The organism is Exiguobacterium sp. s21, from assembly GCF_018617975.1.
GTDB classification, from domain to species: domain Bacteria; phylum Bacillota; class Bacilli; order Exiguobacteriales; family Exiguobacteriaceae; genus Exiguobacterium; species Exiguobacterium mexicanum_A.
The window spans coordinates 96,120-117,621 of the sequence record NZ_JACSLF010000002.1 but is presented as its reverse complement, the minus strand read 5'-3'; the positions used below and the strand labels follow the sequence as shown (position 1 = coordinate 117,621).

Genomic DNA, 21,502 nt, shown 5'->3' with positions numbered 1-21,502 from the left:
AAAAGAAGTCAATCAGAAACGATGACTTCTCGTGACAGTTTCGTCACAACCACATGTTACGAAACGCACCGGTCGGGTCGTACGTGTCTTGTTGCCGACTGACGTTGAAATGCCGGTCGCGTGAGTCGTTGCCGACACCGGCCTGGTACGCCCAATTACCGTAGTTGCTCGCGACATCATAGTCAATTAGCGTCGATTCGAAATAGGACGCGCCGATGCGCCAGTCTTGCCCGAGTTCTTTTGCGAAGTAGCTCGCGACGATTTGACGGCCCCGGTTCGACATCCATCCCGTCGCGTTCAACTCACGCATGAACGCATCGACAAAGTCGACGCCTGTCTCACCCGCCTGCCAACGCGCGATGACGTCAGGGTCGACGCGCCACGTCTTTCGTTTCGAACGGATGCCTTGGGCCCGAAAGAGTCGTTTCCCTTGCTCGAGTGCGACCCATTGGAAGAAATCACGCCAGAGCAATTCAAAATAGAGCCAATACGTCGACTCATTCGCCCCGTGTGACCGCTCATGTTGCTCGAGCTCGTGCAGCACCCGGCGCGGTGAGAGCGACCCGTTGGCGAGATAAGCCGACAGCTTCGACGAGTCGTCGACCCCGAAGCCGTTTCGTGTCTCTTTGTACGTTCTGACCGGATCGGCCAAATAGGCGGCGAGACGCGCTCGCCCCGCCCGTTCCCCGCCTTGGAACGGGAACGCAGTCCGTGCGTCCTGTCCCGGCTGTGTATAAGCGACCGGAAAATCGACGGCACGCCATTCCTTCATAGGCGAACGTTCGACCAATCGGTCCGGTCTCGCATCAGCTTCGACCGCTTTCCGAAACTCGGTGAAGAGGAATGGCAGCTTCTCAAATGGAATCTCTTCCCGCGGATAGAGGGTGAATCCGTCGAACGATTGATATTCGCCTTGCCACGCGGTTGTGACCTCACGTTCACGTCTCCGTTCGTTATAGCCGATCGACCGTTGGAATAACAAGCGGTCGGTCGGTTCGAAGACGTCGAGTGGATGTCCGACATGGATGAACAGCGGGATGCCAAACGCTGTGAGCGAACCGGCCAAGTCGTCGAGTGCCTCGTTCAAAAACTGGAGTCGCCGCGGCCCGAGCGGAATATGGCCGAAGCGGTTTTCAATGAGCTCTTCTTGCGCAATGACGTAATGGCCCTCAATCGGATCGTCATGACGGTGCGCCTCCTCGAGCGGACGATGGTCGTCGACCCGTAAATCGTTTTGATACCAGATAATCGTCTTCATCTTTTTCGCCTCCTTCCCCCATTATGGGACATGGCTGCTGGTGTTACCTTAGACGAAACTGTAGAAAACATGTTTTCATTTCCTAAACAGGTGGAATATACATCATTAGAACAGAAAGGGGTGCAGCAACATGGCTAGAAAAGGTAAATTTGGTACACTCATCAAAGTCGCGACGGCGGTCGCACCGTTCGTCTACGATTACTATAAAAAGAACAAAGCAAAAAAAGCATCGACACCTAAAAAGTGAGCCAAGCGCTTCGGACCTCGTCCGAGGCTTTTTTTTCTTGTGTGGAAACGAGATATGATATGATGGTGGAACATTTTAGGGAATCGAGGCGACCATCATGCACGCGGTATGGGTACAATCTTTACGAATCAGTTTGAAGTGGGCGTTATTCATGGGCGGCCTGTTCCTGCTCGCCCTCGGGTCGTCGATGATGATCACGGCCGACCTCGGCGTGTCGACATGGGACGTGCTCCATCTCGGGCTCGCCCGGCACACTCCGATTTCCGTCGGGACGATCATCTTGCTCGTCGGTCTTTTGCTCGTCCTCTGCAAGTACATACTCGACCGGATTCGGCCCCAGTTCGGGACACTCGTCAACGCTGTCTTCGTCGGCGTGTTCATGAACTTGATTCTCGACCATCACTGGTTGCCGCAGCTTGATGGCATCGCGCTCAACATCGCCTGGCTCGTCCTCGGCATCTTCGTCATCGGCATGGGTGCCGGCTTGTACGTCGCCATCGGCTACGGGGCCGGCCCACGGGACGGATTGACACTCGCCTTGGCCGACCGGTTCAACACGTCGGTCCGCATGATGCGGACGTGGATAGAACTGACGGCTTGCCTCATCGGCTGGGTACTGGGCGGACCTGTCTTTTTCGGGACGGTGCTGTCGATTTTCTTGATCGGTCCGTTCTTCCAGTTTTGGCTTGAACAGTTCCGGCGTCTCGTCTCGGTCATCGACCGGGCGAAAGTGGCGGCATAAAAAAGAGAGGAAATCGGATGTCAGCGTCCGGTTTCCTCTCTTTTTGGTTATGGGACGAGGACGATCTTCCCGAACTTGCCGCGCTGTTTGAAATACACCTGCGCATCCCGTGCCTCAGCGAGCAGGAACGTCGGGTCGACGATCGGCCTGACCTTACCAGCTTTAATCGCCTCGAGCATCGTTTGGAACTCCGCGCGTGTGCCAAGCACGGAACCATACATGGTGATGTGTTTCAAATACATCGTCCGGAAGTCGAGGTTCGTCTGTTGCCCCCCGGCCGAACCGGAAATACAGAACTTACCGCCATTCTTCAACACCTTGAGCGCTGTCGCGAACAAGGCATCGCCGACGACGTCGAGTACGGCATCGACCGGTCCTCCGTTCGCCTCGAGAATCTCATCGGCAAGCCTCTCGGAGCGGTATGAAAAGACATGGTCCGCCCCAAGTTCCCTGAGCTTCGCTTCATCTTTCAAGTCCCCGACGATGGCGAACACGTTCGCCCCATGCACGTTCGCCGCGATTTGGACGTTGAACGAACCGACGCCACCGCTCGCACCCGTGACGAAGATCGTCTGCCCCGGCTGAATCTCAATCTGTTCGTTCATATGCCACGCCGTCAACCCGCTCACCGTGAAGACGGCGCTGTCAACGAAACTGTCGAGCGGCATATCGAAACAGAGCTCTGCCGGCCAGACGACATATTCGGCGTATCCGCCGTCGTACTCGGAGCCGATGAACGACATATCGTCAGCGATATGCTCGTCCCCTTCCGGCCGCCAGCCCGACTCTTTGTCCGTCCCATACGCGCCTTCTCGCATCCAAATCTCGGTATTGTTAATCCCGCACGCTTTCACGCGCACGAGCACTTCCCCTTGTTTCGGGCTCGGAATGGGACATCGACGACCTGTAATTGATCGACGTCCCCGTAACCGATGACTTGTACGGCTTTCATCACTTGTTTTCCTCCTCATAACCACTATTTGCTTGTCTATACCCAACTAACGCACGACAGCCACCAAAAATTATTGGTGGCTGCCCATTCCTTATAGTTGTTGGCGTCTGAGCAATCCGGCGAACACGCCGCCTTTCATGCTCAATTCATCGTGCGTCCCGTCCTCGACGATGCCGTCAGCGGTAACGACGAGGATGCGGTCAGCATTCTTCACCGTCGCCAAACGGTGGGCGATGATGAGCGTCGTCCGGTCAGCCGCGAGTTCATTGAGCGAGTCTTGAATGATCGCTTCCGTCTCCGTGTCGAGCGCGGACGTCGCCTCATCTAATATCAAGATCGGCGGATTTTTGAGGAACATGCGGGCGATGGCGATCCGTTGTTTCTGACCGCCCGACAGTTTCAAGCCCCGCTCCCCGATTTGCGTCTCGAGACCATGCTCGAGCTCCTCGACGAGCGAGTTCAAATGCGCCTTCTCGACCGCATGCATAATCTCCGCGTCGGTCGCGTCCAGTTTTCCGTAGGCGATATTCTCACGGAGCGTCCCGGCGAACAAGAACACGTCTTGTTGCACGATCCCGATTTGGCGGCGCAGACTCTCTTTCGTCATATCACGGATGTCCATGCCGTCGATTGTGATTTTCCCACTCGTCACATCATAGAAACGCGGGATGAGCGAACAGATTGTCGTCTTCCCGGCCCCGCTCGTCCCGACGAGGGCGACCGTCGTTCCGGCCTTGATGTCGAGGTCGATGTCGGTCAACACTTGCCGATAGTCCGAGTAGCCGAACGAGACGTTTTGGAAAGCGATGTCGCCTTTAAGCGTCTTGACGTCGACGGCGTCCGGACGGTTCTCGATGTCCGGGGCCTCGTCGAGGAGTTGCGTGAATCGTTTGAAGCCCGCCATCCCTTTCGGGTACATCTCGAGGAGGGCCGTGATTTTCTCGATCGGCTTGATGAGCAAGTTCATATAGAGGATGAACCCGACGAGCTGACCGTATGAGAGTTGACCTTGATACGTCAAATAGGCGCCGTAGACAAGGACGAGCAGCGTCATGAGCCGCGTCGTGATGTAAATCCCGGCGAGCGACTTACTCATGACCCGATACGCCTCGATTTTCGAGCCGCGATAGAAATTGTTATCTTTTTGGAAGCGGTTGATTTCGAACGTCTCGTTCGTGAACGATTGGACGACGCGTGCCCCAGAGACGCTGTCCTCGACACGGGCGTTCACTTCGCCGATGTTCGTATACATCTTTTGCCACGCCTTGTTCATGTTCTTGTTGGCATACGTGATCATGATGACGAGGAACGGCACGGCGACGACCGTCACGAGCGCGAGTTGCGGGTCGATCGAGAACATGATCCCGAACGCACCGAGCAGCGTCATGATGGCGATGAAGAAATCTTCAGGCCCGTGGTGCGCCACTTCGCCGATATCGAACAAGTCGTTCGTCACCCGACTCATCAAATGGCCGGTCTTGTGGTTATCGAAGAACCGGAACGACTGTTTATGGATATGGGTGAACAGCTCTTCCCGCATATCGGTCTCGATATTGATGCCGAGCTTATGCCCCCAATAGTTGACGACGTACTGCATCATCATGGCGAGTATGTAAAGGATGAGCAAGCCGATGCTGATGATGATAATCCAGTTCCATTCCCCACCTGGCAACAAATCGTCGATGAACCATTGCACGGCGAGCGGAAAGCCGAGCTCGAGCAGACCGACGAGGATGGCGAACGAGAAATCGAGGATGAATAACTTCTTATGTGGACGGTAATAACTAAAAAAACGTGAGATCATGTCGTTTCCCCCTTCTAAACAAATAGTTTACGCCTTTTTGCAGGAAGTGGAAAACGGGAAGCACGTCTTTTTCAATCTTTTTTACAGCGCGGTATAATAGACATAAGGAGCTGATTCAAATGAACGTACAAATTACAGAACGCGCCCAAGAGCGGATTGACGCTTTAAAAGGCGACCGTAAAGGACAGATGCATTTGTTTTATGAGACGGAAGGTTGCGGCTGCGGCAATAGCGGCATCTTCGAGATTCGCTACGTGACCGAAACGACACCGGAAGACGTCGAGATTGATTCGAACATCGGCCCGATCCTCATCAAGAACTGGACGAAAGTGTTTCTCGACGAAGACATGATCATCGACTATCGCGAAGATAAACGATCTCTCGTCTTGAAGAGCAACGGCCAAGTGTTCAACTCGAACTTGCTCGTGACCGACGGGACCGGTTGCCAGTTGAACGTCCCGAGCCGATGAAACAGGCGTTACGAGACCATCCGAGCCTCTGGCTGTGGTTTCTCCTCAGCTTCGGGCTCGGCTTGTTCGGCATCTTCCTCGCTTTCACCGACTCCGTCTATACGATGACGGCCGTGATTGCCTCGCTGTTCGCTTTCGGGTTCGCGCTTCAGCAGACTAGTAAACGAATGGATAATTAGGGGATATAAGGTTTTTATTCCAATCCACATGATATAATTTCTAAAAAGGGGGCTATCTCATGTGGTTTAAAAACAAAATGCTTAACTATCCGACAGCGCTCTGGGGCGTATTTATTACAGGGCTATGGGTTTGGTTCAGCATCCGATTTGAAGATACTTTATCTTCACTTTTCGTGAATCTGACGTATATCGGTTTTATGTTAGCTTTGCTTCTTCTCGCTACGGTGATCCTCCGATCAATCAAATCTAGAAGCCGGACGAATCATAAAACGAGTAGATGAAGCAACAAAAATCGTCACTTCCATAACCGGAGGTGACGATTTTTAGTTTCCATGTCAGTTCACATCGATGCTGTAAAACGTAATCAACCCGCCATCCCCAAGTTCGGCGTAGGCGATTTGACCATCACGATAGATCGGCTTGGACGTCGTGCCGCCTCGACTCGGCAAATACGAAACCGTCGCTTCATTCAAATCCGCAACTAATAAGCGATTCATGCCTTCGCGGAATAGGATTCGCTGATCCGGCAAGAAACGAAACGAGTCAAATGTAATCTTTGACTGTGTGCTTTTATGTTGGAACTGTTTCGCTCCCCCCGTCAGCCCTACAAAATCGGCACGTCCTTCTTTTCCAAGAGCAACATAGTCCGCACCTGTTTCAAAGTCGACCAATGCGCCCATATCCTCGTCAAACGTTCCATCGAGCGTGGTTAACTTTGTCGTCTTTTCCCCATCAGCGAATGAGCTTCGATGGACGATGACACCGTCCTCACCAACTCTGTAATCGAATACGTACTCGCCATCTCGTTTCTCCCCTTCTTGAAGCGTGTACGTCTGAATCGTTTCCACCGTGGCCGTATCATACAAATACTGCATCACCGCCGACGTCGTCATCGTTTCTGATGCCTCATAATCAACCCATGTGACGCGATCATCCGATGCATTCAAATGAGGAACGGGCGTCTCGAACATACTGACCCCGTTATAAAGTTCAGTCAGTTCCGATGCGTCGAGCTTCATCCGGAAAATGGACCAAGCATATCCATTGTCTTCAGTCAGTTCATATTCAATCCAAAATATTTCATCTTTGATGCCGACGAGACTACCGATTGTTCTCGATGTCTTATGTAACGACCGATTAGTTGCTCGTTCCGTATCATACACGTAGATGTCATGGCCGACTTCACCGACAGAATCCGTATAGACAATGTGTTCATCGACCATATGCTCCGGTGCAATCATCGCGACTTTATGTTGGAAGAACGATGATAGGTCATAGTCCTTCACTGCCCCGATTGAGGCTTCCTCGGCGACGGGACGCAATCGAATCATTTCCGAATCTTCCGATTTGGCCTCCTCGACGGTCTCGTCAACTTTCGGCGTCGCTTCCGTTTCTTGATTACATCCTGCTAAGATTGTCGTCAATCCAATCACCAACCCGATCGATTGAACAATTTTTCTTGGTTTCATGCTTCCCCGGCTCCCCCATCTTCATCATACAATTTATTCCATAACTATATCACCTTTCCACTTATTCACATATACGCAAAAAGACCCGCCAAGTGACGGGTCCTTGTGACTAACTATTATTTTTTCTCTTTCACCGCTGTCCGAATCGACAACTCCTCGAGTTGTGCATCCGCGACCGGGCTTGGTGCTTGTGTGAGCAAGTCGCTCGCCGACGCCGTTTTCGGGAAGGCAATCGTGTCACGAAGGTTCGAACGACCCGCGAGGATCATGACGAGACGGTCGAGACCGAGGGCGATACCTGCGTGCGGCGGTGTACCGTATTCGAACGCTTCGAGCAAGAAGCCGAACTGGTCGACCGCTTCTTGTTCTGTGAAGCCGAGCAATTTGAACATCCGCTCTTGAATGTCGCGCTCATAAATCCGTTGCGATCCGCCGCCGAGCTCATACCCGTTCAAGACGAGGTCATAGGCGAGTGCGCGTACGCTCGCTGGGTCCGTCTCAAGCAAGTGGAGGTCGTCACGGTTTGGCATCGTGAACGGGTGGTGGTTGGCGTAGAAACGTCCGTCTTCTTCTTCGAACGTGACGAGCGGGAAGTCCGTCACCCAAAGGAAGTTGAACTTCGACTCGTCGATGAGACCGAGCTCATGACCGAGTTTGACGCGAAGTGCGCCGAGGCTGTCGGCGACGACAGTCGGTTTTGACGCCACGAAGAGGAGCAGGTCGCCCGCTTCCGCGTTCGTCGCTTCCATCAACTTCTGGGCGTACGTCTCATCAAAGAACTTGGCAATCGGTCCGTTCAAGCCTTCCGGCGTCACTTTGAGCCAAGCGAGGCCTTTGGCACCGTAGACGGCTGTGAACTCTTGAAGCTTGTCGATGTCTTTACGCGAGAACTTGTCCGCCTCGCCTTTGACGTTGATCGCTTTCACTTGTCCGTTTGACTCGAGGGCCATATCGAACACTTTGAAGCCGGCACCTGTGACCGCGTCCGCGACGTCGATCAACTCTAGACCAAACCGAGTGTCCGGTTTGTCTGATCCGAAACGGCGCATCGCTTCCGCATATGTCATCCGTTCAAATTTGGCCGGCGTATCGGTGCGACCGAGCGTCGCTTCCATGACTTGCCCCATCATCGATTCCATCATCGCCATCAAGTCTTCGACGTCCATGAAGCTCGTCTCGATATCGACTTGCGTGAATTCCGGTTGACGGTCGGCCCGAAGGTCTTCGTCACGGAAGCAGCGTGCGATTTGGAAGTAACGGTCGAACCCGGCCACCATGAGGAGCTGTTTGAACAACTGTGGTGATTGCGGGAGCGCGTAGAACTCGCCGCCGTGGACACGGCTCGGGACGAGATAATCCCGCGCACCTTCCGGGGTCGATTTCGTCAAAATCGGCGTCTCGACTTCGAGGAACTCTTCTTCCGTCAAGAAGTTACGAATCGTGTTCGATGCTTTCGAACGGAGGCGGAACGTCTCTTGGAGCGCCGGACGACGAAGGTCAAGGTAACGGTATTTGAGACGGAGGTCTTCGGAGACGTTTTCCGCCTCGTCACCGATTGGAATCGGCGTCATCTTCGCCGCGTTCAAGATGTTAATCTCTGAAGCGATGACTTCGACGTTCCCGGTCGGCATGTTCGGGTTCTTGTTCTCACGCTCGAGGACAGTCCCTTTGATATCGAGCACGTATTCGCTGCGAATCGATTCGGCGAGCTGGTGCACCGCTTCGTTTTCCGGGCGAACGACGACTTGGACGATGCCTGTGCGGTCACGAAGGTCGATGAAGATGAGTCCTCCGAGGTCGCGACGTTTTTGTACCCATCCTTTAAGTTGTACCTCTTGGCCGATGAGTGACTCTGTCACGCGGCCGTTCATATGTGTGCGTCCGATCATTGTCCTGCTCCTTCCGATAGTTCACGAATTTTGTCTGCGACGGCCGAGAGCGGCACGTCGACTTGTTCCCCGGTCGCCATGACCTTGAGGGAAGCTGAGCCGCGTTCGACTTCATCGTCTCCGAGGATGACGGTGAACTTCGCGTTCAAGCGGTCGGCTTGTTTGAATTGGCCTTTGAACTTGCGGCCGAGGTAATCGCGGTCCGCCTTGAAGCCTTCGCTGCGAAGCAGTTGCAACAGGCGTGTCGCCGTCACTTCGACTTCCGTGCCGCCTTGGGCGACGACGAAGACGTCAAGTCCCGTCTCGAGTTCAGGAAGTACTCCTTCGTTCTCAAGAGCGAGGATGAGTCGCTCGAGCCCGATCCCGAAGCCGATGCCCGGCATGTCCGGTCCGCCGATGTCTTGGACGAGACCGTTATAGCGTCCACCGCCGCAAAGCGTCGTGATGGCGCCGAAGCCTTCTGCTTCTGACATGATCTCGAACGCCGTGTGCGTGTAGTAGTCGAGACCACGGACGAGCGTCGGGTCGACCTCGTAGGCGACACCGAGCGCGTCCAAGTGCGCGAGGACTTTCTCGAAGTACGTCTTCGACTCTTCGTTCAAGAAGTCGAGAATCGATGGTGCCGATTTCATCGACGGGTGGTCGCGGTCGACTTTACAGTCGAGGACGCGAAGTGGGTTCTGGTGAAGCCGCGTCTGGCAATCTTGGCATAACTCATCTTGGACCGGCTCGAAGTGACGGATGAGCGCTTCGCGGTGAGCGTTGCGGCTCTCGGCGTCACCGAGCGAGTTGACGACGACTTTGATTTTTTTAAGCCCGAACGATTTGTAAATCGTGTAGGCGAGGCTGATGACCTCGGCGTCAACGGCTGGGTCGCTACTGCCGATCGCCTCGACACCGTATTGGTGCAGTTGGCGGAACCGTCCCTTTTGTGGACGTTCGTAGCGGAACATCGGTCCCATGTAGTACAGTTTCGTCGGCTGGTCAGGGCTACCGAACAGCTTGTTCGTGACAAAGGCGCGGACGACCGAGGCCGTGCCTTCCGGACGGAGCGTATACTCGTCCTTGCCTTTCTTGACGAGTGTGAACATCTCTTTTTGGACGATGTCTGTCGTCTCGCCGACGCTTCTTGTGAACAGGTCGGTCGTTTCAAAAATCGGGGTACGAATCTCTTTATAGTTATAACGGGCGCTGATGTCGCGTAGTTTCTCTTCGACATACTGCCACGTCTCGACCGTGCCCGGAAGCAGGTCTTGTGTGCCGCGTGGTGCTTTCATCCAATTTCCCTCCTTAGAATACAAAAAGGCCCTCGTCCGCAAAGGGACGAGAGCCTGTTAAAGTTTCCCGTGGTACCACCCTCGTTGCAGAGCCAATACTTGAAACTCTGCCACTCGAAATCGGTTAACGCCCGATGAAACGGCTCCCCCTACTAAGCGTTCAAGGAAGCACCTCCAAAGTGTCGTTCGGGTCATCATCCAGTCGATGCTTTCAGCCTAGGCATCGCTCTCTTTGCTGGTGGGGTGACCGTACTCTTCTTTATCGCAGGTGTTAGGTTATATGGTTCATGATGCCGAATCGTGCCCGCTTCTGTCAAGCGTTTTTTTCGAGCATGAGCGTGACCGGTCCGTCATTGACGAGCGCGACGTCCATCATCGCCCCGAACTGCCCGGTCTCGACGACGAGCCCGTGCGTCCGCAAACGATCGTTGAATTTCTCGTAAAGCCGTTCCGCGATGTCCGGCTTCGCCGCTTGCGTGAACGCGGGACGACGGCCTTTCTGCGTGTCGCCGTACAGCGTGAACTGTGATACGGATAATACTTTCCCGTCGACGTCTTGAATCGATAGGTTCATCTTCTCGTCCGCGTCCTCAAATACACGGAGCCCGGCCACCTTGTCGGCGAGCCAGTTTACTTCCGTCTCGGTGTCCTCGTGGGTCACCCCGACGAGGAGCAGATAGCCGGCCTCGATTTGGCCGACCGTCTCCGCGTCGACGGTGACCGAGGCTTGTTTCACTCGTTGCAACAATACACGCACTGAAATCTTCCTTTCGTTACGTCATCATGACTCGGCTGACCGAGTACACGTCCGAGATTTGCTTAATCCGGTCGACGACTTTTTGCAGATGGTTCACGTTCGGAATCGAGATTGTCATCGAGATGCGGGCCTGTTTGTTCTGGTCTCCGCGTCCACTCACCGCCACGATGTTCGTGTTCGTCGCCGAGACGGCTTGAAGCACGTCGTTCAAGAGCCCTGAACGGTCGTAGCCTGTGATCTCGATGTCAACGTTATAGTTTTTCTCTTTTGCTTGCCCGGCTTCCCACTCGACCGTGAGGAGCCGCTCCGGATGCTGCTCATTGATGATGTTCAAGCAGTCTTTCCGGTGAATCGACACGCCGCGTCCGCGCGTGATATACCCGACGATTTCGTCGCCCGGTACCGGGTTACAGCATCGGCTCATGCGGATGAGCATATTGTCGATCCCTTTCACCGAGACGCCGGCCTCGGCCGTCTTCTTCTTCGGTGACTGACTGACTTTCAATTCGTTGATCGCGTCCGACAGTTCAAGTTTCGGTTCTTTCCGCTGCTTCTCCGTCAACTTGTGGGCGACTTGCGCCGCCGTGATGCCATGATACCCGACCGCGGCGTACATCTCTTCTTCGTTCCCGAAGTTGAACTTCTCGACGACGACGGCAAGCGACTGGTCATCGATCACTTCTTTCGGTTCGAAACCGAGCTTCTTGATCTCGACGTCGACGAGCTCTTTACCTTTCTCGACGTTCTCTTCACGCTGTTGGCGCTTGAACCATTGGCGAATCTTGTTCTTCGCTTGGCTCGAGACGGCTAGTTTGAGCCAGTCCTTGCTCGGCCCGTAGCTGTGTTTCGACGTGATGATCTCGATGATGTCACCCGTCTCGAGTTTATGGTCGAGCGGCACCATCCGTCCGTTCACTTTCGCGCCCGTCATCCGGTGACCGATTTCGGTATGGATGCGGTAGGCGTAATCGATCGGGACCGAGCCTTTCGGTAACTCGAAGACGTCGCCTTTCGGTGTGAAGACGTAGAGCATATCGCTGAAGAAATCGACTTTGAGCGATTCCATGAACTCCTCAGCGTCGGTCGTATCTTTTTGTAGCTCTAAAATCTCGCGCAGATGGGCGATTTTTTCATCGAACCCGTTCGTCGCGACACTCTTTCCTTCTTTATAGGCCCAGTGCGCGGCAATCCCGAACTCGGCGATGAAGTGCATGTCCTTCGTCCGGATTTGCACTTCGAGCGGCTCACCCTTCGGTCCGATCACCGTCGTGTGGAGAGACTGATACATGTTCGGTTTCGGCATGGCGATGTAGTCTTTGAACCGGCCTGGCATCGGCTTGTACTGCGTGTGGATGATGCCGAGGACGGCGTAACAGTCGCGAATCGAATCGACGATGATCCGGACGGCCATCAAGTCATAAATTTCATTGAACTCTTTTTTATGCTTCACCATCTTGTTGTAAATCGAGTAGATATGCTTCGGACGGCCGTTGACATCGGCCTCGATGCTCACGTCCTCGAGAACGGTGTTCACTTCCGTGATGACCGATGTGACGAGCGCTTCGCGTTCGGTGCGCTTCTGTTTCATCATCGAGACGATCTTATAGTATTGCTGCGGGTTGATGTAACGTAACGAGATATCCTCGAGCTCCCATTTTATCGTCGAGATCCCCATCCGGTGGGCGAGCGGGGCAAAGATTTCGAGCGTCTCTTCCGCCTTTTGAACTTGTTTCTCTTTCGGCATATGTTGAAGCGTCCGCATGTTGTGCAGACGGTCGGCCAGCTTGATCAAAATGACGCGCACGTCTTCTGCCATCGCGATAATCATTTTACGGTGATTCTCAGCGAGTTCTTCTTTTTTCGATTTATATTTGATTTTACCGAGCTTCGTCACTCCATCGACGAGCATGGCCACATCGACACCGAACTCATCGGCGAGTTCTTTGAGCGTGACGTCCGTATCCTCGACGACGTCGTGCAAGAGCGCCCCGATGATGGTCGTCGCGTCTAACCCGATATCAACGAGAATACCGGCCACTTGGACCGGATGCAGAATGTAGGGTTCGCCTGAACGTCGGAACTGACCGGTATGATGCAGTTTGGCGTATTCGTAAGCGCGTCTTACTTCGGCAATCTCGTCTTCACCCATATACTCCCCGAGCGCGTCGAGAAGGTCCTCAATACTTACGATTTGTTTTTTGGTCATAACATTCGACACCCTTTTTCTTACCGCTCCAATCGACTCGGACAAGTCGCAGCATGGTAGTAGTTAACGTACGTGGTTGTTCTAATTTTACTTACTATTATCGAAAAAATCTGACGACCTGTCAAAGGTTGTGGGTTGTTTTACTTAAAAAACTATTTAAAAAAGGGAAGCCATCGCTTCCCTTTGATTAATCTTCGTAACGGATGAGTGAGAACACGTCGTATCCTTCGAGACGCTCACGTCCACCAAGTCCATCAAGCTCGATTAAGAATCCGATCCCAGCGACGACGCCGCCGAGCTGTTCAATCATTTTGATTGTCGCTTCGATCGTTCCGCCTGTTGCGAGCAAGTCATCCAAGATGACGACTTGTTGGCCCGGTTTGATCGAGTCTTTGTGCATCGTCAAAATGTCTGTGCCGTATTCGAGTCCGTAAGAGACGCGAACCGTCTCACGTGGCAACTTGCCTTCTTTACGGACCGGGACGAACCCGAGCTCAAGTGCGTATGCTGCCGGGCAACCGACGACGAAACCGCGTGCCTCAGGGCCGGCGATGAGTTCAGCACCGCGCTCCTGTGCGTAAGCGATGAGCTCGTCGACCGCTTTTTTATAAGCCGGGCCGTCTTGCATGAGTGACGTGATGTCCTTGAAGCTGATCCCTTCTTTCGGGTAATCCGCTACTTCTTTAATATGCTGTTTGAAATCCATTTTATGTGTAAGCCTCCTGCATCTTGTTCGATCGCAATGATTGTAACCGCTCTTTCAGTTCTGCCAACGACGCATAGATGAAACGCTCCTCGAGTTGGACTCGTCCGACCCGGCGCTTATAACACGGCGCTTCGGTCAAATCGCGTTTCGGCGCTTCTGGATTCACTCCAGGCAGTCCGTCTTCCATTGTAACAAGAAATTCGAGTTCAGAGAATACTTGATGCATAAATTGAATCGTATTTTTTGACCATTTTCGCTCGATTGACAAACGAATCAAGTTTTCGCGCAGGTTTTTCCGTTCGCACGTCGCCATGTGGACGTAGTATGTTCGGAAATCTTCACGCGTCGGCAACTTCTCGAAGAACGAGCCGCCTTGTCCGAACGCACAGTAGATGCGTTCGACGTCCTCGGTCAACAAGTCCGCCAATACGTCTTCCTCGTCCGGCAAATCGAGCAAGACGACAAACGGCTTGAGCGGCGTATCAAGGTCGTGGAGCGGGAAGTCGTCCCGCCCTTGGAACGAGATGAACGACGTCGTGTCGCCCGGGAGCTGTTTCAATTCGTCGAGCGAATTTTTCTTGCCCCGATAATCGAACACTTGGAACCCGTCGACACGGATGTCTTGAATCATGAGCTGCGGCTTGCGCATCCCGTTCCATTCATTTACTTGCAGACTGCCCATGACCGAGACGTGGGCCATCTTCGAGATTTCAGAGACGACGTGACCGAAACCGAAGCCGATGCCATCAAGTTCCCGCTTATCCCCGGCGAGCTGAACCTTCAAATGGGTGTTGTCGCGCCCGATTTGACGGATATCGCGAAGTCTAGCGTCTGCCACGACGACACGCGGTGATGGATTACCCATCCCGAACGGGGCGAGCTTGCCGATTTCTGCAATCAAGTCGAGCGACACGTCGTTCACGTCAAGTTTCAAGTCGACGTTCACGCGGGCGACGAACGTCTCGTCCGGAATCGATTCGGCCTGTTCGTTCAGACGCCGGCGCAGTTCGGCCACGTTTTCCGATAACAAGGTCATCCCGGCTGCGGCCGGGTGTCCGCCGAAGTGCGGCAAGATGTCTTCATTTTTCGACAGTTCTTTGAACAAGTCGAAACCGTCGATCGAACGGCCCGACCCCTTCGCCTTCCCTGTTTTCGGGTCGTGGCACAACAGGATGACCGGACGATAGTACGCCTCGACGAGTCGTGAGGCGACGATCCCGACGACACCCGGATTCCATCGTTCGCTGGCGACGACGAGGACGCGGTCGTCCGTCATCGAGGCCTCGACGAGTTCCGTCGCTTCTTTGGCGATCGTCTTGACGATGTCTTGACGTTCTTTGTTCTGTTTGTCGAGCTTTTGAGCCAGTTCGAGTGCTTCCTCGACGCTCTCGGCGAGCAACATTTGGAGCGCCGGCATCGCCGAGTCAAGACGACCGGCGGCGTTGATGCGCGGTCCAAACGCAAAACCGACCGACTCTTCGTTCAATGTCCCGTCCGTCAACGCGCACACTTCGCGGAGCGCGAGAATGCCTGGACGTTTTGAGTCATCGAGCGCTTTCAGACCAAGCTTCGCGAGCAAACGGTTCTCCCCGTCGAGCGGGACGAGGTCGGCAATCGTGCCGAGCACGGCCAAGTCGAGCAACTCTTCCGGCATCCGTCCGAGCACGGCATGAGCCACTTTGAGTGCGACGCCCGCCCCAGCGAGTTTGTCATACGGATACGACGGGTCGATATGAGGATGGATGATAGCGAATGCATCCGGTAACGTCTCTTTCGGTTCGTGGTGATCGGTGATGATCAAATCGACACCGAGCTCTTTCAAGAGCGCCGCTTCTTCAATCCCCGAGATGCCGCAGTCGACCGTGATGATGAGGGTGAACCCTTCACCGGCGGCCCAGCTGAACGCCTCTTTGTTCGGCCCATATCCTTCGGTGAACCGGTTCGGGATATAGCATTCCGCCATGACACCGATCTCCGTCAAGGCGTGCCACATGACGGCCGAGGCGCTGACACCATCGACGTCATAGTCACCATAAATCAATACCATTTCGCCTTCGTCGGCCGCTCGTTTCAAACGTTCGACGACTTTTGGCATCTGTTCAAATAAAAACGGGTCGTGGAACGTCAATTCATCCTCGACGTATAAAAACGCCTTGGCCGCCTCGACGTCGCGGTGCCCCCGTTGTGTGAGGAGCGTCGCGAGTTGCTCCGATATATTCAATTCTGTCTGTAACTGTTCAACCGCGGCCGTATCCATCTCCGGATACACCCAACGTTTCTTCGCATGATACATAATGCCTCACTCCAATCAATTGTAGATTATATCAGAACGAGCGAGTGAAGTGCCGTCTTGACATTCAAAAAGGTCCCCCGATTGACTCGGGAGACCAGTGGTTACGCCTCTAGGGCAGCTGATTTCTTTTTGTTGAGCGACATGCCTTTGATGAGCAACCAAAGGTACGAAGCGATGAAGATCGACGAGTACATTCCCATGATGAGACCGACGAGAAGCGCGAGCGAGAAGCCGCGAATCGATTCGGCACCAAAGATGTACAAGGCGATGACGGTGAACAATACAGTGACGACCGTGTTGATCGAGCGAACGATCGTCTCTTGAATCGCTTTGTTCACGAGCATACGGTACTCGTCCATCGTCTTGATTTTTCGTTCTTTCTCATACGCTTGGATGTTCTCGCGCACCCGGTCGAACGTAACGATTGTATCGTTGACCGAATACCCGATAATCGTCAAGATCGCGGCGACGAAGTACAAGTTGACCTCGATGCCAAAAATCGAGAACGCCACAAGCATGAAGAACGCATCGTGGAGCATGGCGACGACGGTGGCGACACCGTAAGAGAATTGGAAGCGGAACGTGATATACAAGATAATCCCGAGCGATGCGAGCGAGACGGCGTAAATCGCGTTACGGGCGATGTCTCGACCGACTTCGGCTGAGACGGTGCTGATGTTCGGGTCGTTCCCGAACGTCTCCGTGAATACGGTCTTCACCGAAGCGACTTCATCTTGAGTGAGCTGCCCGACGAACGTCACGTTCGCGAGCGTCCCGCCTTCTGCATATTGAACGGACGAAATGTCTTCATCCACGCCTGCCTCGGTGAAGGCGGCCGCTAAATCGTCTTGCGACACTTGCGACTCGGTCTGGACTTCGACCCGCGTTCCAGACGCGAAGTCGATTCCGAGGTTCAAGCCGCGGAAGAACAAGATCCCGAGTCCGATGATGACGACGGCACATGAGATGAGGAACAACGTGCGCATCGGTTTAATATAGTTTAATTCAGTGAGCTTAAAGTTCACGGATTTCACTCTCCTTCACACCAAACCAGCCTTTGCGCTTGTCGAAGAGACGACTTGCGACGAGGAGGTGCATCAAATAGCGCGAGATGAAGACGTTCGAGATGAACGTCATCGCGATCGAGATCATGAGCATGAGCGCGAACCCTTTGACGGAACTCGTTCCGAAATAGAACAAGACCGCTGCCGAGATGAGCGTCGTCAAGTTGGCATCGATGATCGTACTGAGCGAGCGACGGTTACCGGCACGGAACGCCGATAGGACCGACTTCCCTGAGCGGAGTTCGTCTTTAATTCGTTCGGCCGTGATGATGTTGGCATCGACTGCCATACCGATACCGAGAACGAGACCGGCAATCCCTGGGAGCGTCAAGACGGCGTTAATGCCGTTAAAGAACAACATAATCAAATTGATATACAAAATGAGCGTGATGATCGAGACGAGACCGGGTAAACGATAGAAGAACAACATGAACAAGAAGATAGCGACGACACCGATGACCGAAGCGAATACAGTCTTCTCAAGTGCATCTTGACCGAATTGGGCCGAGACCGACGTCGAGTAAATCTCTTCAAGTTTGACCGGGAGTGCCCCGGCGTTCAAGATGTCTGCCAGGCGTTGACCGCTCTCGGCGTCGATGCCGCCACCTGAGATGATCGCTTTATCCGAAATGATTGGTCCAGTGACCGACGCATCCGATACGATTTTCGAGTTCTCTTTTTGAATCTCTTCTTCGTACGTGTCGCCTTCCTCATAATCGAGCCAGATGACGAGGCGGTTTTCTGGTGGCTGACGTTGCGCGATTTGCGACGTGACTTCACCGAATTTCTCCGCTGACTGAAGCGTCAATTCGACAACAGGCTGATTTTGTTGGTTATAACTGACGGATGCCCCGCGCGGTGCGAGGTCTTTCCCGTCGAGAAGAACGTTATCGTCCACATCGCGGAACGTGAGTTGCGCCGTCGACGACAGGACTTCTCGCGCCTCGTTTTGGTTCGAGACGCCCGCGAGCTGGACGCGGATGCGGTTGCTGTCCTCAATCCGGATGTCCGGCTCGGACACACCGAGCACGTTGACCCGGTTGTTGATAGCGCGAACGGTTGCATTCATCGCCGATTGGTCGATGACATCGCCGTCTTCGAGCGGTTGCACTTCATACAGCACTTCAAACCCGCCTTTTAAATCGAGACCGAGGTTCGTGTTCTTCTCGACCCAAGGTGTCGTGAAGACGGCGAGTAGAATCGTTGCAATCATGATGACCGCAAAGATCGCGATATTCCCTTTTTTGTACATACGACTATTTCCTTTCTAAACACATGTTCTCGTAAAAAAACTTCTCTCGTTAACATTACAAATATTCTAAACATTTATCAATCGTTTTCCTAAAATTGTAACACGGGAGCGTTGATTTCCCACGCTTTTTTGCGTATGCGACTAAAAGTTGCATTAGGGCAAAACTTGAGCTATGATGTGATTATCAACTTACACTACACGTAAAGGAGTCCTTTTCAATGGATAGCACGATTATCTATGCCTTTTTACTGACGTTGTTCGCGGGACTCGCGACGGGGATCGGAAGTATGATCGCCTTCTTCGCCAAACGGACCAACACGGCATTCTTGTCGGTATCCCTTGGCTTCTCAGGCGGGGTCATGATTTACGTATCCTTTATCGAGATTTTTCCGAAAGCGCTCGATGAACTCGTCGGGGCCCACGGAGAGCAGGCCGGGACGCTCTATACCGTCCTCGCGTTCTTCGGCGGGATGCTGTTGATCGCCTTGATCGACAAGTTCATCCCGTCTCCCGAGAACCCGCATGAAGTCAAATTCGTCGAGACGATGCAAAACGACCCGTCGTCCCAAGAACTCGCGACGACGGCGACCGAACGCGTCCCATTGAATCACGAGACGAAACAACGGCTTCATAAAATGGGTCTGTTCATGGCGCTCGCCATCACCATCCATAACTTTCCGGAAGGTTTGGCCACGTTCATCTCGGCCCTCGATGACCCGGCGGTCGGTCTCGCCATCGCCATCGCCATCGCATTACACAACATTCCGGAAGGCATCGCCGTCTCGGTCCCGATCTATTATGCGACCGGTTCTCGGAAGAAGGCGCTGAAACTGTCCTTCTTGTCCGGACTTGCCGAACCGCTCGGAGCGGTCGTCGGTTTCCTTCTTTTGATGCCATTCTTGAGTGACACGGTGTTCGGCCTCTTGTTCGCAGGCGTCGGCGGCATCATGGTGTTCATCTCGCTCGACGAGTTACTCCCAGCCGCTCGTGAATACGGACGGGCCCACCATGCGGTGTACGGCATGGTCGCCGGTATGATGGTCATGGCAGCCAGTCTGATTTTGTTAATGTAACCGAAACAGCGTCTCCCCGATTGTCGAGGAGACGCTGTTTTCATGCCTTGAATAAATGAACAAGATCTTTCAACTCGACGGACATATGGCTCATCGTCTCGGCGATGCCGTTGATTTCTTGAATGGCGGCGAGCTGTTCTTCGACGTTCGCGCCTGCTTCTTCCACGCTTCGTTGCGTCGACACGGCATTCGTCGACATATCCTCGACCGAGACCGCTACCTCGGTCGTGTTCGCGCTCACTTCTTCCGTCGCCGCCGCGATCTCACTCATTTGACGAGACGTCTCTTGAATGACAGAGACGATCTCACGGAACGCACCGGCGACTTCTCCCATTTGGGTGACGCCGCTCGTCACATGCTGGCTTGTGACGTCGAACGCCGCCTCGACTTCCGACGTGTCGCGCTGAATGTCGGCGACGACCGCTTGAATCTGTTTGGCCGACTGTTTCGACTCTTCGGCGAGTTTTCGGACCTCGGCCGCGACGACGGCAAACCCTTTCCCGTGTTCACCGGCCCGGGCCGCTTCAATCGCCGCGTTCAAGGCGAGCAGGTTCGTCTGTTCCGTGATGGCGGTGATCGAACGCGTGATTTTCTCGATCTCGAGCGACTGGTTCGACAAGCGCTCGACCATCTGTTGCGTCAAGTCGTTCGCTTGTTGAATCTCACGCATCTGTCGTTCGGCCAACTGGATTGTTTCAAGTCCCCCGCTAGCCGCTTCAAGCGTATGAATCGTCTGTTCGTTCACGCCTTGCGAGGCCGCGGCGATTTGGTTCAAGCCGACGACGGCTTGGTTGACGCCGGACGTCCCTTCCTCGGCCCGTTTCGCCGATACTTGGGCGGCAAGGTTCATCTGTTCAAATAGACCGGCTACACCTTGCGTCGTCGTGGCGACGTGGTCCGTGCTGGCATACAGTTCTTCCGAGTAGGTCGTCACTTTATCCGAGGCTGCACCGACTTGGCGAATCAGGCCCACGAGGTTCCGTTTCATATCGTTGAACGCCGTGACGAGGTCACCGAGCTCATCGTTTGAATCGACCTCGATATCGTCTCCGGTTAAGTCTCCCTCGGCAACGACGCGCGCTTCGCTGACGAGTCGATTGATCGGCTTCAAGAACAGCTTTTGGAGGGCTACTAGTGAAAGTAGACCGACAGCGACGCCGATGATGCTGATGACGACCATCCAGATGATCGATTGCCCGGCACTCGCCTGGACCGCTTCCGACTCAGCGGCGAGCGCTTCGCCTTGATACGTGACGAGGTCGGTCACCGTCATTCGGACACGATCCGTCGTCGGTGTCACGCTCGTATTGAGCACTGTCTTGTATCCGATTTCGTCTTGCTGCTGTCGAAGGTCGATGACGCGGGCCATCTCCGTGTCGAGATGTTGATTGAATTTCTCGAGATCATCGAGCCAGGCGAGCACTTTCGGATCTTCTGTCGACTTTTGGAGCGTATCCATCAATTCGTCCCGTTTCGTCTGGGAAGCCTCAAGGCTGATCAACGTTTTCGGGTTCGAGACGAGCAGGTAGTAGTTCAAATAACGCTCGGCATCGGTCACGGTCAACGCCAAATCTTCGGCGACGAGCATATCTTGGAGCCGCTCGTTCAAGACCCGGTCATACTCTGACGTCGCGTTCTGTAATTGATACGAGCCGAGCGCACCGACGATCAATAAGGCGATCAGTGTCGGCACGAGCGCCATCGCCATCTTACGGCGCATCGACGAGCGTCCTTTCACGCGGTCAGGGCGACGTCGTACCTTCCATTTTTTGAGTGGGCGTAGCAATCGTTTCACATCCATGTCTTCTTCTCCTTCTTTCCAAGTCTTCTCAACTTGACGATAATGCAAACGTTTTCACGATTC

Annotated in this window: 14 protein-coding genes, 2 pseudogenes and 1 other annotated feature; of the genes and pseudogenes, 4 read left to right on the top strand and 12 right to left on the bottom strand. The window is 53.9% G+C overall.

Annotated features, from left to right (window positions below; all coding sequences use genetic code 11):
• Positions 1–43: 43 nt before the first annotated feature.
• Positions 44–1,258: a DASH family cryptochrome gene (locus KNP06_RS03075; RefSeq protein WP_214787896.1), complete on the bottom strand. Its 1,215-nt coding sequence runs from the start codon at positions 1,256–1,258 to the stop codon at positions 44–46.
• Positions 1,259–1,602: 344 nt separating this feature from the next.
• On the opposite strand from KNP06_RS03075, the gene KNP06_RS03070 reads away from it, so the two are divergent.
• Entirely contained in the window at positions 1,603–2,247 is a 645-nt protein-coding gene (locus KNP06_RS03070) for a YczE/YyaS/YitT family protein (RefSeq protein WP_214787894.1), read from the top strand.
• A 47-nt stretch (positions 2,248–2,294) separates the two neighbouring features.
• Here KNP06_RS03070 and KNP06_RS03065 read toward each other — a convergent pair.
• Both KNP06_RS03065 and KNP06_RS03060 read right to left on the bottom strand, forming a co-directional pair.
• Positions 2,295–3,199: pseudogene (locus KNP06_RS03065) on the bottom strand (zinc-binding dehydrogenase).
• 91 nt (positions 3,200–3,290) lie between these two features.
• Positions 3,291–5,003, bottom strand: coding sequence for an ABC transporter ATP-binding protein (locus KNP06_RS03060; RefSeq protein WP_214752572.1), 1,713 nt, complete (start codon positions 5,001–5,003; stop codon positions 3,291–3,293).
• Positions 5,004–5,122: 119 nt separating this feature from the next.
• Here KNP06_RS03060 and KNP06_RS03055 point away from each other — a divergent pair, with 119 nt between their 5' ends.
• Entirely contained in the window at positions 5,123–5,473 is a 351-nt protein-coding gene (locus KNP06_RS03055; RefSeq protein WP_034776892.1) for an iron-sulfur cluster biosynthesis family protein, read from the top strand.
• Positions 5,446–5,652 (top strand): hypothetical protein, encoded by a 207-nt coding sequence (locus KNP06_RS03050; RefSeq protein WP_161787530.1) that lies wholly within the window; start codon positions 5,446–5,448, stop codon positions 5,650–5,652. The genes KNP06_RS03055 and KNP06_RS03050 overlap by 28 nt, the downstream gene beginning before the upstream one ends.
• A gap of 335 nt (positions 5,653–5,987) precedes the next feature.
• Here the strand turns inward: KNP06_RS03050 and KNP06_RS03045 are convergent, their stop codons facing one another.
• The 8 genes and pseudogenes from KNP06_RS03045 to secD form a co-directional block, all read right to left on the bottom strand.
• Entirely contained in the window at positions 5,988–7,121 is a 1,134-nt protein-coding gene (locus tag KNP06_RS03045) for a hypothetical protein (RefSeq protein WP_214787891.1), read from the bottom strand.
• Positions 7,122–7,237: 116 nt separating this feature from the next.
• Complete coding sequence (gene aspS, locus KNP06_RS03040) at positions 7,238–9,010, bottom strand: aspartate--tRNA ligase (RefSeq protein ID WP_214763817.1); 1,773 nt, start codon at positions 9,008–9,010, stop codon at positions 7,238–7,240.
• Positions 9,007–10,287 (bottom strand): histidine--tRNA ligase, encoded by a 1,281-nt coding sequence (gene hisS / locus KNP06_RS03035; RefSeq protein WP_138859727.1) that lies wholly within the window; start codon positions 10,285–10,287, stop codon positions 9,007–9,009. The genes aspS and hisS overlap by 4 nt, the downstream gene beginning before the upstream one ends.
• 39 nt (positions 10,288–10,326) lie before the next feature.
• Positions 10,327–10,562: a binding site (T-box leader), on the bottom strand.
• 38 nt (positions 10,563–10,600) lie between these two features.
• Positions 10,601–11,044, bottom strand: coding sequence for a D-aminoacyl-tRNA deacylase (dtd, locus tag KNP06_RS03030; protein ID WP_138859728.1), 444 nt, complete (start codon positions 11,042–11,044; stop codon positions 10,601–10,603).
• Positions 11,045–11,060: 16 nt separating this feature from the next.
• Positions 11,061–13,193: a RelA/SpoT family protein gene (locus KNP06_RS03025; RefSeq protein WP_371743396.1), complete on the bottom strand. Its 2,133-nt coding sequence runs from the start codon at positions 13,191–13,193 to the stop codon at positions 11,061–11,063.
• Positions 13,194–13,437: 244 nt separating this feature from the next.
• Positions 13,438–13,956: an adenine phosphoribosyltransferase gene (locus tag KNP06_RS03020; protein WP_034776883.1), complete on the bottom strand. Its 519-nt coding sequence runs from the start codon at positions 13,954–13,956 to the stop codon at positions 13,438–13,440.
• 1 nt (position 13,957) lies between these two features.
• Entirely contained in the window at positions 13,958–16,249 is a 2,292-nt protein-coding gene (gene recJ / locus KNP06_RS03015; protein ID WP_214787888.1) for a single-stranded-DNA-specific exonuclease RecJ, read from the bottom strand.
• A 101-nt stretch (positions 16,250–16,350) separates the two neighbouring features.
• Positions 16,351–18,565 (bottom strand): annotated as a pseudogene (gene secD / locus KNP06_RS15255) (protein translocase subunit SecD).
• Positions 18,566–18,783: 218 nt separating this feature from the next.
• On the opposite strand from secD, the gene zupT reads away from it, so the two are divergent.
• On the top strand, positions 18,784–19,638 hold the full coding sequence (zupT, locus tag KNP06_RS03000; protein ID WP_214710507.1) for a zinc transporter ZupT: 855 nt from the start codon (positions 18,784–18,786) through the stop codon (positions 19,636–19,638).
• Between the two features lie 40 nt (positions 19,639–19,678).
• Here zupT and KNP06_RS02995 read toward each other — a convergent pair whose 3' ends face one another.
• Entirely contained in the window at positions 19,679–21,439 is a 1,761-nt protein-coding gene (locus tag KNP06_RS02995) for a methyl-accepting chemotaxis protein (RefSeq protein ID WP_214710506.1), read from the bottom strand.
• Between the last annotated feature and the right edge of the window lie 63 nt (positions 21,440–21,502).

Bases quoted from the DNA above. Each gene is read 5' to 3' on its own strand.
- KNP06_RS03060 (WP_214752572.1), bottom strand. From the start codon at position 5,003: ATGATCTCACGTTTTTTTAGTTATTACCGTCCACATAAGAAGTTATTC.
- KNP06_RS03055 (WP_034776892.1), top strand. From the start codon at position 5,123: ATGAACGTACAAATTACAGAACGCGCCCAAGAGCGGATTGACGCTTTA.
- KNP06_RS03045 (WP_214787891.1), bottom strand. From the start codon at position 7,121: ATGAAACCAAGAAAAATTGTTCAATCGATCGGGTTGGTGATTGGATTG.
- KNP06_RS02995 (WP_214710506.1), bottom strand. From the start codon at position 21,439: ATGGATGTGAAACGATTGCTACGCCCACTCAAAAAATGGAAGGTACGA.
- hisS (WP_138859727.1), bottom strand. From the start codon at position 10,287: ATGAAAGCACCACGCGGCACACAAGACCTGCTTCCGGGCACGGTCGAG.
- KNP06_RS03075 (WP_214787896.1), bottom strand. From the start codon at position 1,258: ATGAAGACGATTATCTGGTATCAAAACGATTTACGGGTCGACGACCAT.
- aspS (WP_214763817.1), bottom strand. From the start codon at position 9,010: ATGATCGGACGCACACATATGAACGGCCGCGTGACAGAGTCACTCATC.
- KNP06_RS03070 (WP_214787894.1), top strand. From the start codon at position 1,603: ATGCACGCGGTATGGGTACAATCTTTACGAATCAGTTTGAAGTGGGCG.
- KNP06_RS03025 (WP_371743396.1), bottom strand. From the start codon at position 13,193: ATGGGTGAAGACGAGATTGCCGAAGTAAGACGCGCTTACGAATACGCC.
- zupT (WP_214710507.1), top strand. From the start codon at position 18,784: ATGGATAGCACGATTATCTATGCCTTTTTACTGACGTTGTTCGCGGGA.
- KNP06_RS03020 (WP_034776883.1), bottom strand. From the start codon at position 13,956: ATGGATTTCAAACAGCATATTAAAGAAGTAGCGGATTACCCGAAAGAA.
- recJ (WP_214787888.1), bottom strand. From the start codon at position 16,249: ATGTATCATGCGAAGAAACGTTGGGTGTATCCGGAGATGGATACGGCC.